The following is a 16161-nucleotide window of genomic DNA, read 5'->3' on the forward strand; positions in this document are numbered from 1 at the left end:
GGCTGCGAACCCGCGGCGACGCCCACCGGTCTAGAGTGGAGCCCATGACCGCTGCGCCGAGCCTCTACGTCCGTCCCGTCGGGCCCGGCGACGTGGAGGCGATCGCTGCGCTGCTCGGTCCGATCGTGGCGCGCGGCGATCTGACCGCGATGACGGCAGCGAACGTGACGATCGAAGGACAGCGCGCGTTCATCGAGAAGCTGCCGCCGCACGCGAGCTACCTGGCCGCCGTCGACACGGAGAGCGGCGCGATCGTCGGTGTGCAGGACGTGCAGCCGAACTGGAACGAGCGGCGGGTCGGCGACATCAGCACGTTCGTCGATCTCGAACGCGCGCGCCAGGGGATCGGCTCGGCGCTCATGGCGGCAACGATCGAGGAGGCGCGCCTCGCCGGGTACGACCAACTGCAGGCGGTCATCCGCGGCAACAACCTCGATGCGCGCGCGTTCTACCGCTCGCACGGGTTCGCGGAGGTCGAGTCGTCGAGTCCGAGTCTCGTGGTCGGCTTCCTGGACCTCGTGCGGCGGGACGGCGATGCGAACGAGCCGGGCGCGTCCAAGCCCATCGCGGTGCCCGGTCGGCTGCAGTCCGACCTCTCGCGCGTTCTGCGGCGGCTCCGGCCCCTGCACCCGGCGGCGCAGGTCGCTTTCGCAGCGTTCGCCTTCGTGCTGACGGTGTTCGCGTCGGCGGTCGTGTTGGCCAGCTTCAGCGCCCTGAACTGGAGAGGCTCTCTCGAGTCTCTCTTCTTCGCCGGTTGGTTCCTCGGGCTCCCGTGGCTCGCAATGGCGCTGCCGTACATCCTGGTGGCCGGTCCGCGTTCGGAACGCGTGGTCGGCGCCGGTGGACTCAAGGCGGCCGTCGCGATGGCCGCGATCTGGACCGCGGTCGTCACCCTCATCACCATCGTCGCGTTGGGCTCCGGGGACAACGCGAGTCGGATCACGTTCGCAGACAGCATCGAGTTCGCCGTCATGGTCGCGTCCACGGGTGTGATCATCGGCCTCCCCACCGCGAGCGGATGCGTACTCGGGTACGGACTCCTGTGGAAGGCCGCGGCGCGGATGCCTCCGCGAAGGGCCGCGCTCTTCGCCTGGGCCTGCGGCGGGGCGGTTCTGGTGGTCCTGGCGGTCGCGGCCTGGAACGTGCTCGAGTTCATGGCCGTGCGCGAGTCCATGCCCGATTGAGTCGTGGTGGGGTGATCGGTACGGCGTCAGGCACGCAGCTGCCACTTGCCGCCAGAGTCGCTGCGATTCGCAGCGACGTCGGCGGCAAGTGGCAGCTGCGTGCCTGACGCCGTACCGATCACCCGAAACACACCGGACGTCGGACTCACCCCATGAACGACCGACACGATCGAGTCCGTGGGCGCCCGCCTCCCACGGGTGTTCACCCTCGAGGACCCGAACCAGTCGGCGGAGTACCACGGGCACCGCTGGCACCTCGAGGTGGTCGACGGCCGGACGACCGAGGTCTGGGTCCGGCGGCCCACCCAGTGACGTCCATGGATTGTCGGTACGGTGTCAGGCACGCAGCTGCCAACTGCCGAGCCAGTCGCTGCGCATCGCAGCGACATCGGGGGCAGTTGGCAGCTGCGTGCCTGACACCGTACCGACAATCCACACATGACCACCCGCCGCCACCTCCTGCAGGGCGCCCTCGCCGCCAGTGCCTCACTCGGACTCGCCTCGTACGCCCGCGCCACCGCGCCGGTGCAGGAGGGGCTCGGTGCCGTCCACCGCCGCCGCATCCCGAAGACGGGCGAGTTGATCCCGTGCATCGGCCTGGGCACGTCGCGCACGCTCGACGTGGACCCGAACGGCGACATCGACGCGCTGGTCGAAGTCATGCGGCTGTTCCTGGCGACCGGCGGCTCGGTGATCGACTCGTCGCCCATGTACGGCCAGGCCGAAGCCGTCGTCGGCCGCCTGCTCGAGCGCCTCGACCGCTCGGACGTCTACTTCGCCACGAAGGTCTGGACCGACGAAGGGCGCGAAGCCGGCATCGAGCAGATGGAGACGTCGGCGCGGCTGATGGGCGCGCAGCGCATCGACCTGATGCAGATCCACAACCTGGTGGACTACGCGACGCACCTGCGCACGATCCGCGCCTGGAAGGACGAGGGCAAGCTGCGCCACATCGGCGCCACCGAGATGCGCAACTGGACCGAGGTCGAGCGGATCCTGAAGGAGGACGACCTCGACTTCATCCAGATCCCCTACTCGATGGCCGAGCGCGCGGTGGAGAAACGCATCCTCCCCGCGGCCATGGACAACGGCGTCGCGGTACTCGTCATGCGCCCGTTCCAGCGCGCGGGGCTGTTCGACGTGGTGGAGGGCAAGCCGCTGCCGGAGTGGGCGGCCGAGATCGACTGCACGAGCTGGGGCCAGTTCTTCCTGAAGTGGGTCCTGTCGCACCCCGCCGTCACCTGCCCGATCCCGGCCACGAGCAAGCCGCACCACCTCGTGGACAACATGGGCGCCGGCGTCGGCCGCCTGCCCGACGAGGCCATGCGCGCCCGGATGCTGAAGGTGCTCGAGGACTGAAGGCCTGCGGGCTCAGTCCGCGAGCAGCACCTCGAACCCGTGGAAGGGTTCGTCGAACAGCACGCCACCGCGCCGCGTGGTCACGACCACCAGGCCGGCGGCGCGTGCCTGTTCGACGGAGGGCAGCCCCGCGCCGAAACCGTGCACGAACAGGTGCGCGTCCGGGAGCGGCAGGGGCCCGTCCGCGAGCCGTTCGGCGTGCACCGGATCGAAGACGAGCACGAGCGCGTCGAAGCGCACGCCGGCCGGTCCGTTCGAGAGCCGCGCCGAGCGCAGGTCTACCGTGCGGACGACGCCGCTCGCCTCGAACCACTGGCCGCGGCCCCGTCCGCCCTCGATCGGGTGCAGCTCGACGCCGGGGAACACGCCGAACGCGTGCGCGGCCTCGAACAGGCGCGTCAGTTCGGCACTCGCGTGCGCATGGGCGGCACGGGCCGCGGTCACGCGCCCCGACAGGTCCGGGCCCGTGGCCGAACAGCCGCCCGCGACCAGGCCGACGAGCGTGAACGCCGCGGCGCACGCGACACCGTGGGCACGCCCGCTCACACCTCACCTCGCAGGGGCAGGAAGCCGAGGAACCAGGTGCTGAAGCGCTGCCATCCGCTGAGCGCTGGCTGAGTCTCGCGACGCAGTTCGCCCGCGTGCCACTCGAGTCCGCCGTCCTCGCCCGTGCGCACCTCCCAGGAACCCGCCGCCGCGAAGTCGCGCGCGAGGGCGGCGCGGGTGCGCTCGGCGAGCGGGGCGCTCTCGACCACCAGGCCCAGCTCGGTGTTCAGCTTCATCGAGCGCGGGTCCAGGTTCATCGATCCGACGACGACCGTGTGGTCGCCGTACACCGCCGCCTTGCCATGCAGTCCGAGGCGCTCGGCCACGCTCCCCGGGCTCTGGTAGTACGTGCGCGTCGGACCCCAGACGCGGATCTCGTGGAGTCGCGCGCCGGTGGCCAGGATGCGCGCCCGCTCCTCGGCGTAGTAGGCGTGCGCCAGGGGCTGGTTCGTCGAGGCGAGCGAGTTCGTGAGGATGCGCAGCTCGACCCCGCGCGCGGTCTCCTCGGCGAGGTGCGCCAGGAAGTCGTCGTCGGGCACGAAGTAGGCGCTCACGAACCAGACCTCGTCGCCCGGCTCCGCAGCGATCCGCGCGATCTCGGCCGCCATCAAACCCGTGCCGCCGCCTGTGAGCCCCCCTCGGGAGTGCAGCAGTGAGTCGCGCACCACGCGGCCCGCGCCCGGAACCAGCTCGGCGAGCAGCCGCTCGAGCGCGGGCACCCAGGTCTCGTCGTGGGCCGCGCGCCGCCGCCCGATGACGCCGTCGGCCGCGGCAAGAGTGCGATCGAGGCGCTCGCGCAGGTCCTGGTGCGCCGCCGCGTCGGCCGGGATGCCGTGCCACAGGTCCGCGACCGGCACCGCGTACTCGCTGTTCCAGAACTCGTCGAAGCAGGCCTCGAGGTCGTCCACCACGGGACCCGCCACCACCAGGTCCAGGTCGCGGAAGTCGAACTCGCCGCCGAGCCCGAAGTACTCGTCGCCGATGTTCCGCCCGCCGGCCACGGCGACCACGCCGTCGACCACCATCGACTTGTCGTGCATGCGGTGGTCGAGTCGGTCGAAGTCGCCGAGCACCTCGAGCAGGCGACCCGCCGCGCCGTCCTCGAGGTAGGGATTGAAGACGCGCAGCTCGAGATTCTCGTGAAAGCTCAGAGCCGCCGCGCGCTTCAGGCCGCCTTCCAGTTGGAAGTCGTCGATGATGAGCCGCACGCGCACGCCGCGATCCGCCGCGTCCAGACACTCGTTCAACAGCAGCGTGCCGGCGCGGTCGCCGTGCCACAGGTAGGTCTGGACGTCGATCGTGCATTCGGCCGCGTGGATGAGAGCGAGCCGCGTGTCGAGGGAGTCGGCACCGCGGTCGAGCAGGCCGTACCCCTCGGCCTCCCGCCATCCCAGCCGTTCGACGAGCTGCACGAGGGAGGCCTCCGGATCGGGCGCGAGCGCGTGGCTCGGCGCCCGCTCGAGATCTCGAAGTGCAGAGCCGGTCCGACAGCCCGCGCCGACGAGCACGACGGCCAGGATCAGCGGCGCGCGGAGCAGAGGACGCACGCGACGTCGGGAGGGGGCCTCGGCTCGATGCATCGCAGGATCCTAGCGCGACGCAACTCGGTGCGGCTCAGTCATCGTCGCCTGCCGCCGCCGCGCGTCGGGCCTCGGCGACGGCGGCGCGCTCGTCGATCACCGTTCCGTCCGGCGCGAGCACGTCGGGCACCGTGATGCCGCGCTCGGCGAGCCAGGCTTCGTCGTAGCCGATCTCGTCGAGGTGCTGGGGCGTTCGAACGAAGATGCTGTACTTGGGCACGTAGTCGCTCGCGTAACCCATGCGGCGCGCGGTCGCGAGGTCGATCGCGGCTCGAACGAGCCAGTCGTCGTCCAGGCTGATCTCGCGATAGCACAGGCTCGCCCATTGGATGGGACCGACGACGACTTCGGCGACGAGCCCGATCACTCCACCGACGGGTCCGAGGAAGGTGAACCCGCTGGAGGTGGTCGAAACGTAGTGGACGTTCCGAACTCTCGAGGCGGAACGCTGGGCATGGAGAACAGCGAGGACGTCCTGCCACGTCTGCGCGTCGCGACCGAGGTAGAGAGCGCCGGACGGGTCGTTCCAGGTCCTACGGCTCTGCGCCCACCAGGGCCAGTCCGAGAAGTTGCGCCACAGCTTCGGATCTTCGGCTTCGCCCCACCGAAGCCACGCCTCCTCGATCTGCTCGGTCAGCACTTCGAATCCCGGCTCGTCCTGGTCCAGTCGCGCCGGACCCACCATCGCGCACGACGACAGAACGAGGGCCAGTACGGCCAGGAGGATCGAGCGGAGCATCGTGGGCGAGCGCGAACAGGCTCCCGCAGAACGTAGCAATCGGGCCCGCCGGGTAGCCTGTCCGGCCCATGTCGGCCACGAGTCCTCCGCCCGCCGTCCCCCCGCCGTGCGGCACCGTCCAGCGCTGGTGCTTCGACCTGATCGCCACGCGCGACTTGGGAGCGAAGCTCGCGCCGCCGCCGCTGCCCGATCTCGCGGACGACGCGAGTTGGGAACAGGACGCGCCCGTCCGACGCATCGCGGCGCCGGGGCGGCCGGACGCGCTGCGGGTCACGGCGCGTAGTCCGAAGACGCCGTCGCGCGGATCGCTCGTGCGGGCCGAGGTGCGCGCGCGGCTGTTCCACACCTTCGCGCACCACGAACTGCAGGCGGCCGAGCTGTTCTGTTGGGGCGTGCTGGCCTTCCCCGACGCGCCGCGCGAACTGCACCGCGGCCTGGTGCGGCTGGCGCTGGAAGAACTCGAGCACCTGGCGCTCTACCGCGCGCACATGGGCGAACTCGGGCTCGCGTACGGCGACCTGGCCGTGCGCGACTGGTTCTGGCAACGGGTGCCGAGCGCGACCGACGCGATCGGCTTCGTGGCCTTCGTCGGCCTGGGCCTCGAGGGCGCGAACCTCGAACACAGCGCGCGCTTCGCCGAGTGGTTCCGCGGCGCCGGTGACGCGGCGGGTGCGGCGGTGCTCGAACGGGTCGAGCGCGACGAGGTCGGGCACGTGGCCTTCGCGCGCCGCTGGTTCGAGCAGTTGACCGGCGCGCCGCTCGACTTCGATGCCTGGGCCGATCGCCTGCCCCGGCCGCTCACGCCGATGCTGCTGCGCGGTCTGCCGCTGAACGTGGAGGCGCGGCGGCGCGCGGGCCTCGACGACGCGTTCCTCGCGCGGCTGGCGGGGACGGGTGGGGTCGAGGCGGCGAGCGCTGCGTCGAACTGGGCGGCCAACGCCGATCCGAACCCAGATCGGCTCACAGGCGGACGTGGAGCATCGAGACCCGTCGGCGCGGAGAAGGTCGCCCTGCCCGAAACGGTGACGGAGGAGAGCACGGACTCCGCGGAGAGCGACGACGCGGCACGCGACAGCGCTCGCGATGGCGATCTTCGCCGTGAATCGTTCCGCAGCGACAGCGCCCGGCAGGACACCGCTGGCAGTCCCACCGTCGACGCGGTGACAGCCCGCAAGGGCGCCGCCCGCTCCAGCCCCGCGCGCTTCGACACGACCCCCCACGCGCCCATCGCCTGGGTCCTCAACTTCGACGCGGAGGAGGAACTGGCCGCACCGCGCCGCTACGCCCCCACCGACCGGCTGCTCGCGATCGGCGAGCGCCAGACCGAACGCGTACTGGCCGACGGCGCGCGCGGCATCGGCTTCGTCCTGCCCGGCGACGTGATCGTGGACGAGCGCACGCCGCCCGGCGGCGCGCGCGGACTCGTGGGTCGCGCCTGGTGTCCGACGCCGCGTGCGCTCGCTCTGCTCGAGCGGGCCGGCGCGACGCTCGCTGGGCCCGCGCCGAGCCTCGACGTGCTGCGCCGCGTCAACGCGCGCCCGTTCACCGCGGACCTGCGCGCACACCTCGAAGGCGCGCCGTTCGAGAAGCGCATCGCGGGCGACCTCGACGAAGCGCTCGCCCTGGTGACGCGCCCGGCGCCGCTCGGTTGGCTCGTGCGGCGCACGTTCGGCGCGGCCGGTCGCGGTCGCCTGCGCCTGGGCCCCGGTCCGCCGACCGAGCACGAACGCCGTTGGCTGATCGCGAGCGCGCGCCGCGGACCACTCGTGATCGAACCCTGGGTGGACGTGCTCGAGGAGATCACGGTCAGTGGAACGGTCGGCGAGCGCGGCGAGATCGTCGTGGCCGCGCCGTGTTTCCAGGCCACGACGAGCCGCGGCGCGTGGACCGGCACCGAACGCGCGGGCGCGGGCGACCTGGTGCGCCGCGACGACGACCTGTTGCTCTCGGCCTGCGAGGAGACCGGGCGCGCACTCTTCGCCGCCGGCTTCACGGGCCCGTTCGGCATCGACGCGTTCCGCTACCGCAGCGAACCGGGCGCGCCGGCCCGACTGAACGCGCTGAGCGAGATCAACGCCCGCCTGACCATGGACCGGGGGGTAGCATTCGCGCGCGAGGGCGCCGAGCGTCCCCGCCCGAGCCCGTGGAAGCCGACCAGATGACCCAGGACGCCGGCCCGAGTTGGCGGTCGCGCGCGGGCACCGGCGCCGTGGCGTTCGCGCTCGTGCTCGCCTGGCTGTGGGCCCAGCCGCCGCTCGCGCCCTGGGGCGACGCGCTGCGCTTCGTGGACGAGGCGGCGTCGATCGCGGACCTGTCGCTGTTCGGCAACCACATCGGCCAGCGCATCGGACTGCACCTGGTCGTGCCGATCGGCGAAGCGCTCGGACTCACGCCGGAGCGCGCGGCCGTGTGGCTGTCGATGCTCGGCATGGCGTTCGGACTGGGCCTCGCCGCCGCGACGGCACGCGCGCTCGGTGCCACGCCGCGCGCCTGCGTCGGTTGGTCGCTGGTCGCGGCCGCGTCACCGTCGGTCACGCTGCTGGGCCCGTTGACCGAGGTGCACGGCGTCCAGCTCGCGGCGTCGGCCCTCGCCCTGTGGATCCTCGTGCGCTCGCGCGAACGCAGCAGCAGCGCGCGTTGGTCGTTCGCCGCGCTGGCCCTCGGCGTCGCCGTCGTCGGCCACACGAGCCAGATCCTGTTGGCGGCGCCGTTCTTCGCCTACGTCGTGCTGCGGCGCGGCAAGCTGGCCCACGTCGCGAGCGCGGCTGTGGTGTGTGTCGCGATCACCGGCGCCCTGGGTTGGGTCGCGATGGACTTCTTCGCGCGCGTCGGACCGGACGGCTACGAAGGCACCTGGCGACCGCTGTACGTGCTGGGGCGCTACTCGAGCATCGTGCTCGACATGCGCGAGCGCTCGGGCTGGTTCGGGCCGCTGGACGTGCTCGACTTCACGTGGATCGAGGTCCTTGCGACCGGTGGACTCGTGTGGATCGCGGTGGCCGGCGCCTTCGGAGCGCGGCGCGAACGTAGCCACCTCGCCCTGCCGATCGGACTCGCCGTGTACCTGATCGTCCTGTCGCAGGTCGGCATCCACGAGCGCGGTGCGTACTTCCTGGCACTGTTCCCGCTGCTCGTGGTCGTCGGGTCGAAACTGCCCGCGAACCTGCCGTTCGCGCTGCTCGTCGTGCAGATCCCGCTCGGCCTCGCCGCGTCGCTCGAGGACTCCGAGCGCGCCGACGCCCGCGACTGGGCGCGTGGCATCGAACACCTCGTGCGCAGCGGCGAGATGACGCTGCCGATGACGATCGAGACGGCGGACATGGTGCGGCAGTCGGCCTTCCCGACCGTGCCGGACGTGGTCGTCGGACGCATGTGGTACTACCAGTTCGAGTGGGTCCCGCCGGCCGCGTGGGACGCGGTGATCGCCGTGGATCTGGGCGCCGAACTCGACGCCGACCTCGCGCGCGGACGGGTCTTCTTCGACGCCGACGTGCTGCCCGAGGACGGCGGGACGGGTGCGCGCTGGCAGCGGTTCACCGACGCGTTCCTCGAGGCCCGCGGACTGGAGCGGCGCGCGATCCCGTGGCCGACCGAACTCGGGCCGCCGCCGACCGCCGACCTCGCGGACCGGTTCCTGTTCGAGGTCGTGCGGCCCACGGAAGGGGCTCCGGCGGGTGAGTGACGTGGCGCCGACCCGCCCCGAAGCCGGGGGCGGGGTCGGGTAGACTCTGGGGATGTCCTGCGGCACGACGCCGCCCGATTCGCCCCGCGGGGCAGGTCCCACCGCTCGTCCGATCGATGTCGTCCACAAGCCGTCTCGGCCCGTCCCTCAACCTGCTCTCGATCGGTGCGCTCGCCGGCGCCCTGGTCGGCCTCGCCCTCGGTTGGCCCGCCGTGGACACGGCTCTCGGAACGGCGCGCGAGGAAGGTTGGCTCGACGTCGGTCTGTGGCGGCTCTTCGTCCTCGAGCTCGACGGCGGCGGCTCCGCACTGATCTGGTCGCCCGTGATCGGCGGTCTGCTCGGAGCGCTGCTCGGCGCGGCTTCCCGTTGGACCGCTTCGGCACACGCCGCGTTGGCCCATCCGCTGCGAGTCGTCGGTGTGCTGCTCGTCGCCGCGGGACTGTGGCTCGCCCTGTGGGAACAGCGGCTCGAGACGCGCGTCGCATCGGGACCGAACGTGGTCTGGATCACGATCGACGCCCTGCGCGCCGAGAATCTCGGCAGCTACGGCTATCCGCTCGAGACGAGTCCCTTCATGGACGAACTGGCGTCTGAGGGCGCACGGTTCGAGACGGCGCTCAGCCAGGAGTCGTACACGATGGCGTCGGTGTCGTCGTACCTGACGTCGACGTACACCCTCGAGAGTCAGGTCCTCTACGACAAGCCGACGATCGATACGCTGCACCCCAGCTTCATCACGGTCGCCGAGGTGTTCAAGGACGCGGGCTACGACACGGGCGCGTTCGTCTTCAACCCGCACCTACAGGCGAAGTACAACTTCGACCAGGGCTTCGACGTCTACGACGACACGAACCCGAAGCACGACAAGCAGGGAAGGGAGCGGCCGGACTGGGGCCCGAACGTCACCTCGGCACTGGCCTGGGAGACCGTGCTGAAGATGGAGCTGAAGATGCGCAAGTTCGCCTCGGCTCCGACGCGGTCCAGTCAGCGACCGGCTTTCCTGTACCTGCACTACCGCGACGTGCACGCGCCGTACATCCCGCCGATGCCGTACGCCACGATGTTCGTCCCCAAGGGCTGGGGAGCGCGCAAGCTGGCGTTCATCGAGCGCGCGGCATCGAAGCGCTTGACCGAACAAGGCGAGCCGTGGCCCTTCGACGAAGAAGAGGTCTTCGCCCTGACCCAGTACGACGGCGAGATCCGCAAGACGGACGACGGTCTGCGCAAGCTGATCGGCGAACTCGCGGACTACGGGCTGGACCCGGAGAACACGATCTTCGTGATCACCGCCGACCACGGCGAGGAGTTCCAGGAGCCGCACCCCGACGATGCCGGTGGCTGGTCGCACGGGCGAACGCTCTACGGCGAGCAGATCTTCGTGCCGCTGATCTTCAAGGGCCCCGGCATCGACCCGAACGTGGTGGTGGACACGCCGGTCGAGCTGATCGACGTGGCGCCGACCCTCGTGGAGGCAGCCGGTATCCCGATGGAGAAGGCCGGTCGCTTCCGTGGTCGCAGCCTGCTCCCGGCTCTGCAGGGCGGTGTGATCGAGGAACGGCCCGTGTTCACGGGTGGCAACCACGACCGCGGCGTCGTCATCGAGGACGACCTCTTCTACTACCGCTTCGCGAAGGCCTTCAAGAACGAGACGAAGTACTACGCAGGTCGCCCGAAGCGCGCCAGCCGACCCGGAGAAGAGGACGAGGAACTGGAGTTCGGCGCACAGCTCTTCTATCTCGCGAACGATCCGAAGCAGCGCAAGAACGTCATCGGACAGCGACCGAGCGTGACGCAGGAAATGGCGGCGCTCCTGTTCGGGTGGCTCGACACGGAGTCGGACATCGAGGTCGAGGCGGTCGAGCTCGACGAGGAGACGATGCAGCAGCTGCGCGAGCTGGGCTATCTCGGCGACGACTGAGGTCAGGGCCGCCCAGGCGTCCCCGGCCCGCCCTTCAAATTTCGAGCAATAACTCGGGGGTTGCGCGATTCGCGGACGAGGCGCAGGGTCGGAGCGTGGCCCGTTCCATCCTCACTCTCCTTGCCCAGGTCGGAGTGTTCGGCGCCGTAGTCGTCCACGTCCTCGCGCTGCTCGACGTCGCGCCCGAATCGCTCCAACTGCCGGCCATCCTGCTGTTCCTGACGATCTTTCCCGCGCTGGTCGGGACGATCGCCACCCTGCGCATCCGGCGCGAGAACTCCGGCGAGCCCCTCGCGTTCAGCGCGCTCTTCGAGCGCACGCCACTGGCCGCCCGCATCGGGCTCGCCGTGCTGGCGCTCTACGCCTTCGGCACCTTCGTCCATCTCGTGGTCGTCGAGGCTCCGGGTCCAAAGGGCTGGTTCGGGAGCGCCGAGGTCGGCCGCGAAGCGCAGCGCACGTTCGCTCGGGTCGCCTCGGCGCTCACGGTCACGTTCGACGCGCTCTGCCTGGCGGCCCTGGTCGCCGCGCGTCGCGCACAGCGCCCGAGCGACGAACTCGGTCGCCGTTCGAGCGACGACGAACGCACTCTCGACCCGTCGATCCTGGACGAGCTCGAGCCACTCAGGTCGAGCACGCCGCGCGACGAGACGGCACGACCGGCCGAGGGTGCTCGCGACGACGCCACACCTCGCGGCTAGGATCTGGGTGGCCAGCCACCCGATTCGATCCGAACCATGTCCCTGTCGCTCCGCGCACGCCTTCGATCCAGCGCCGCTCCCGTCCTCGCTTCGTGCCTCTTTGCGGCCGTCGCCCCAGTCGCGCTGCACACGTTCTCGGTCGACGAGACCGAAGAACCTCCGGCCCGCTACCTGCTCACCGTCGACGGCACGACGACGACGGTCTTCGCCGAGCGGAACTTCGAGATCGCGGTGGGTGGGGCCACGTACCGCGGCTCGATCGAGCCCTTGCCCACGCGCGAGCTCACCGTCGACGGGTACTGCTTCGAGTATCCGGTCGGCATGTCGTTCGAGCACGAGTCGGAGGACGGCGTGACGATCTGGACCCTCGAAGGGAGCGAGACGACCGCCATGGTCTTCAGGTTCGACGAACGCTTCACGCTCGACGAGATGGCGGAGATCCAGGAGGACGGGCTCGGTGAGTTGGGTGAGACGGACACATCGCCCGCCTCGATGAAGCTCGGCGACCACGAGGTCGGCGGCGTGCGGATCCGGATGGAAGCGGGCCCGTTCGGGCTCACGTCCGAAGTCTTCCCGTTCGAGGACGCCGAGGACTCGCACCTGTGGCTGATCCTCCAGGACGCGCGCGAGAGCCCGGACGAGCCGACCGACGAGTTCACCGCCGTGCAGGACGTGATCTCCGAGAGCTTCAGGGCCGTGCTATGAGCGCCGGAGCACCACGAACGACCGCGCGGAACGTGTGAACGACTGGCAGACGATCGTGGCGCTGACGGCGATGGCGGGACTCGCGATGCCGGCGGGCGCGCTGCTGGCGCGTATCGAGCGCATTCCGTCGCGCTGGCTCGAGGAGGAGGTCCAGCACACGATCGTGGCCTTCGGCGGTGGGGCGCTCCTGTCGGCCGTCGCGCTCGTGCTGGTCCCGGACGGGATGGACGCGCTCTGGATCGGGTGGGGTGCGCCGTGCTTCGCGGCCGGTGGCGTCGCGTTCATGGCCCTCGACCGCTGGCTCGCGAGGTCGAAGAGCGCGGCCAGCAACCTCGCGGCGATGCTTTCGGACTTCGTGCCGGAGGCGATCGCGCTGGGTGCCGCGTTCGCGGTCGGGCGCACGACGGGGTTCCTGCTGGCGCTGTTGATGGCGCTGCAGAACGTGCCCGAGGGCTTCAACGCCTACCGCGAGCTGCGTGCATCGAGCGGCATCTCCGGCGGGCGCCTGATCGCCGGGTTCACCGCGATGGCGCTGCTCGGGCCGCTCGCCGGACTGGCGGGGTACTTCTGGCTGGGCGACGCGCCCGAGGCCGTGGGTGGCATCATGCTGTTCGCCGCCGGCGGCATCCTGTACGCCGTCGTCGAGGACATTGCGCCCCAGGCGCACCTCGAACGACGCTGGGCGCCGCCCCTGGGCGCGATCGCGGGCTTCCTGCTCGGGATGATCGGCGACAGCTTCGTGCGCGGCTGAGCGAGCGCACAGCGCTCGGCCCACGCGATCCGACCGGCCAACGACGATGCACGAGCCTTCACACGTCATCCGGACAGTGCGACCCGCCACGGTCGAGGACGCGCTGGCGATCTGCGAGCTCCACGTCGCCGCGTGGCAACGGGCCTACCGCGGCATCGTGCCCGACCGGGTGCTCGAGGCCCTGACCGTCGAGTCGAAGCTCGAGCAGCGACGCGCGCTACTGGCCGCGGGCGAGCGGACGAACCTCGTGGCCGAGCGCGGCGGTGCGGTGATCGGTTGGTCGGCCTTCGGCCCGGGCAGGGACGACGACGCGGGTGGCGCGGGCGAGCTGTACGCGATCTACGTGCACCCCGATCACTGGCGTGGCGGCGCGGGACGAGCGCTGCTCGTGGCGAGTGAGGCCGGGCTTGCGGAAGAGGGCTACGGGCGCGCCACGCTCTGGGTCCTGAGGGACAACGTCCGCACACGAGCGTTCTACGAAGCTGGCGGTTGGCGCGCGGACGGCACCGGAACCGAGCACGTGTTCGACGGCGCCGCGGTGCCGTCGGTGCGCTACGCCAGAACGCTCGTCAGCGGGCAGGGTCGACCGAGCCCGACCGACGCACCTTCCACTCGTCCGTGAGCATCCCCTCGTAGCCCCAGTCCTCGTCGGCGATCTCCTGGATCACCACATGGATGTGCTCGGGGCGTTTGCCGAGCTCGCGAACCAGTGAGTCGGTGACGTCGCGCACCAGCGCGCGTTTCTGGTCGCGCGTGGCGCCCGTGGTGATCTGAATGTTGACGTAGGGCATTGGATCGGTGGTGGAGCGCTAGGCTCGTCGGTGTGGTTCGAAACTGGACCTCAGCCCGTCCCACGACCACCCATGAACGCCGCCCAGTTCCGCCGTCTCGCCCTCGCGCTGCCCGAGGTGGTCGAGCACGAACACCACGACCATCCGGACTTCCGCGTGGGCGGCAAGGTCTTCGCGACCCTCGGCCCGGACGGGTCGTGGGCCATGGTGAAGCTGCCGCCCGACGCGCAAGCCGACCTGATCGATCGCGACCCAGAAGCCTACGAGCCGATGCCCGGTGCGTGGGGGCGACAGGGCTGTACGCGGGTGTCGTTGACCGCCGCGCAGCGCACGGACGTCGAGCCCGCCCTCGCCCTCGCCTGGCACACGCGCGCCACACCGGCGATCCGCAAGAAGCACGGCGGCGGAAGGTGAGCACGCGTCGCGTTGCGCCGTGGATCGACGCGGTGCGGGCGACGCGCACTCTTCACCTGGCGCGCGCGTTCATGACGGTGTCGGCGGGGCGGGTTCGTCGCTCTCGCTGCGGCGGCTCTCGTCGGTGAGCACCGAACGCACGGCGGCAGCCAGCCTGCGCCCGGTCTGGTACTCCTCGTCGACGACCACGGTCGCGCCCGCATCGGTGAGCTCGGGCGCGAGGCGGTGGTAGCGCGCGCGGACGATGATCTGGATCGAAGGGGCGAGCGTGCGAACGGCCGCCACGATCTGCTGGGCCGCCGCATGGTCCGGGAGGGCGATGACGAGCGCGCGCGCGTGTTCGATCCCGTGGTGGATCAGGGTCTCGGTGCTCGTCGCGTCGCCGACCGCGGCACGCAGGCCGATCGAACGCGCCAGGTCGACGTTGGAGGGGCCCAGGTCCAGGACCAGCGTCTCGCGCCCGTTCTCGTGCAGTTCGCGCCCGACCTCCTGGCCGGCCGGTCCGAAGCCGACGATGAACACCTCGGCCGCGCCGTGCCCCGGCTCGACCACGTCGTCGGTGTCGTCGAAGGTCGCGGCCCCGCGCCGCTGACGTGCGAGCCGGTTGCCGATCGGCAGCGCACCGCGGATCAGGAACGGCGTGGCGAAGAGCGTGACGAGCGTCGCGGACACCAGCAGGCGGAACAGGTGGTCGTCCACCAGGCCGTTCCCGCGCGCGATGCCGGCGATCACAACGCCGAACTCACCGACCTGGGCCAGCGCCACGCCGGCGGCCACGGCGTGGCGAAGCGGGACGCGCAGCCACATGGCGACGACGGCGACGATGGCGGCCTTGCCGAGCAGGACGAGGACCACGACCAGGGCCACGGCGCCGGCGTGGTCGGCGATCCAGATCGGGTCGCCCAGCATGCCGACCGAGGCGAAGAACAGCGTGACGAACAGCACGCGGAGGGCGCTCACGTCCGAGCGGATCTGGGTCGCGAAGGGCGACTCGGCGAGCATGATCCCGGCGATGAAGGCACCGAGGGCGGGCGAGACGTCGACGGCGTGCGCCGCAGCCGCGGACCCGAGGGCGAGCGTCGCGGCCAGGAGCACGAGCAGCTCGCGGTCGCGGGCGAAGTTCATCCCGGCGACGACGCGCGCGAGCAGACGGTTCAGAACCAGGTGGAAGCCGCCCACGAGCGCCACGAGCAGAGCGACGGCCTCGAGGAGGCGCACACCGATCTCGCCCGCTCCCCCTTCGCCCCCCATGACCGTGACCAGCAGCACGAGCGGCACCACCGAGACGTCCTGCATCAACAGGATCCCGAGGGCCGACCGTCCGTGGACGGAGTCGAGCTCCGTGCGGTCGATCAGGATCCGCAGCACGCTCGCCGTGGACGACAGGGCGACGATCGCGCCCACGGCGAGGGCCGTGCGGACTTCGTACCCGAAGGCCATCGCGACGAGACTCGCCAGAGCGAGGGTCGCGACGACCTGCAGACTGCCACCCACGAGCGCGATGCGGCCGAGCTTGAGCAGACGCGAGACGGAGAACTCGAGCCCGATCGCGAACAGGAGCAGCGAGACGCCGAGCTCCGCGATGACGGGCAGCCCCGATTCCGCCTCGACGATGCCGAGGACACCCGGGCCGAGCAGCGCGCCCGCCGCCAGGTAGCCGAGGATCGCGGACTGCCGCAGCCGCTCGGAGACGATCGCCAGAGCGAGCGCCACCCCGAGCAGCACGAGGATCTGGAGGAGGATCGACCAGGCGGCGGGGTCGGCGGCGGCGAGCGCGAGCGGCATGGGGACGA

Annotated in this window: 16 protein-coding genes; 11 read left to right on the plus strand and 5 right to left on the minus strand. The window is 71.1% G+C overall.

Annotation, left to right across the window (positions count from 1 at the left end; translation table 11 throughout):
- The first annotated feature begins 44 nt into the window (after positions 1–44).
- From Pla163_RS18225 to Pla163_RS18230, 3 genes are all read left to right on the plus strand, one after another.
- A complete protein-coding gene (locus tag Pla163_RS18225; RefSeq protein WP_145192105.1) occupies positions 45–1184 on the plus strand; it encodes a GNAT family N-acetyltransferase in 1140 nt (379 codons plus the stop codon).
- 177 nt (positions 1185–1361) lie between these two features.
- Positions 1362–1496 (plus strand): hypothetical protein, encoded by a 135-nt coding sequence (locus tag Pla163_RS19235; protein ID WP_419186122.1) that lies wholly within the window; start codon positions 1362–1364, stop codon positions 1494–1496.
- 126 nt (positions 1497–1622) lie between these two features.
- Positions 1623–2543 carry an aldo/keto reductase gene (locus Pla163_RS18230; protein ID WP_145192108.1) on the plus strand — a complete coding sequence of 307 codons (921 nt, stop codon included), beginning with the start codon at positions 1623–1625 and terminating at the stop codon, positions 2541–2543.
- Between the two features lie 12 nt (positions 2544–2555).
- On the opposite strand, the gene Pla163_RS18235 is transcribed toward Pla163_RS18230, so the two are convergent.
- The 3 genes from Pla163_RS18235 to Pla163_RS18245 form a co-directional block, all read right to left on the minus strand.
- Entirely contained in the window at positions 2556–3089 is a 534-nt protein-coding gene (locus Pla163_RS18235; RefSeq protein ID WP_145192111.1) for a hypothetical protein, read from the minus strand.
- Positions 3086–4636 (minus strand): phospholipase D family protein, encoded by a 1551-nt coding sequence (locus tag Pla163_RS18240; protein ID WP_419186123.1) that lies wholly within the window; start codon positions 4634–4636, stop codon positions 3086–3088. The genes Pla163_RS18235 and Pla163_RS18240 overlap by 4 nt, the downstream gene beginning before the upstream one ends.
- A 67-nt stretch (positions 4637–4703) precedes the next feature.
- On the minus strand, positions 4704–5408 hold the full coding sequence (locus Pla163_RS18245) for a hypothetical protein (protein WP_145192117.1): 705 nt from the start codon (positions 5406–5408) through the stop codon (positions 4704–4706).
- Between the two features lie 68 nt (positions 5409–5476).
- Between Pla163_RS18245 and Pla163_RS19240 the strand changes: the two genes are divergently transcribed.
- The 7 genes from Pla163_RS19240 to Pla163_RS18280 all read left to right on the plus strand — a co-directional run bounded on the left by Pla163_RS19240 (position 5477) and on the right by Pla163_RS18280 (position 13785).
- Positions 5477–7570 carry a DUF455 family protein gene (locus Pla163_RS19240; protein ID WP_419186124.1) on the plus strand — a complete coding sequence of 698 codons (2094 nt, stop codon included), beginning with the start codon at positions 5477–5479 and terminating at the stop codon, positions 7568–7570.
- Entirely contained in the window at positions 7552–9090 is a 1539-nt protein-coding gene (locus tag Pla163_RS18255; protein ID WP_145192120.1) for a glycosyltransferase family 39 protein, read from the plus strand. Before Pla163_RS19240 ends, Pla163_RS18255 begins: the two co-directional genes overlap by 19 nt.
- A gap of 116 nt (positions 9091–9206) precedes the next feature.
- Positions 9207–11009 (plus strand): sulfatase, encoded by a 1803-nt coding sequence (locus Pla163_RS18260; RefSeq protein WP_145192123.1) that lies wholly within the window; start codon positions 9207–9209, stop codon positions 11007–11009.
- 95 nt (positions 11010–11104) lie between these two features.
- Entirely contained in the window at positions 11105–11707 is a 603-nt protein-coding gene (locus tag Pla163_RS18265; protein WP_145192126.1) for a hypothetical protein, read from the plus strand.
- 36 nt (positions 11708–11743) lie between these two features.
- The gene (locus Pla163_RS18270) at positions 11744–12412 is read left to right on the plus strand and encodes a hypothetical protein (protein WP_145192129.1); all 669 of its coding nucleotides are present in this window, start codon (positions 11744–11746) and stop codon (positions 12410–12412) included.
- Positions 12413–12446: 34 nt separating this feature from the next.
- Entirely contained in the window at positions 12447–13163 is a 717-nt protein-coding gene (locus tag Pla163_RS18275) for a ZIP family metal transporter (protein ID WP_419186125.1), read from the plus strand.
- 76 nt (positions 13164–13239) lie between these two features.
- The gene (locus tag Pla163_RS18280; protein WP_419186126.1) at positions 13240–13785 is read left to right on the plus strand and encodes a GNAT family N-acetyltransferase; all 546 of its coding nucleotides are present in this window, start codon (positions 13240–13242) and stop codon (positions 13783–13785) included.
- Here Pla163_RS18280 and Pla163_RS18285 read toward each other — a convergent pair.
- On the minus strand, positions 13733–13954 hold the full coding sequence (locus Pla163_RS18285) for a tautomerase family protein (protein ID WP_145192135.1): 222 nt from the start codon (positions 13952–13954) through the stop codon (positions 13733–13735). The two genes, Pla163_RS18280 and Pla163_RS18285, sit on opposite strands and share 53 nt — an antisense overlap.
- Before the next feature lie 72 nt (positions 13955–14026).
- Here Pla163_RS18285 and Pla163_RS18290 point away from each other — a divergent pair, with 72 nt between their 5' ends.
- Entirely contained in the window at positions 14027–14368 is a 342-nt protein-coding gene (locus Pla163_RS18290) for an MmcQ/YjbR family DNA-binding protein (RefSeq protein WP_145192140.1), read from the plus strand.
- Positions 14369–14437: 69 nt separating this feature from the next.
- Here Pla163_RS18290 and Pla163_RS18295 read toward each other — a convergent pair whose 3' ends face one another.
- Positions 14438–16153: a cation:proton antiporter domain-containing protein gene (locus Pla163_RS18295; RefSeq protein WP_145192143.1), complete on the minus strand. Its 1716-nt coding sequence runs from the start codon at positions 16151–16153 to the stop codon at positions 14438–14440.
- Positions 16154–16161: the final 8 nt, after the last annotated feature.

It is taken from the genome of Rohdeia mirabilis (assembly GCA_007750655.1).
In the GTDB taxonomy this organism is placed as follows: Bacteria; Planctomycetota; UBA1135; order UBA1135.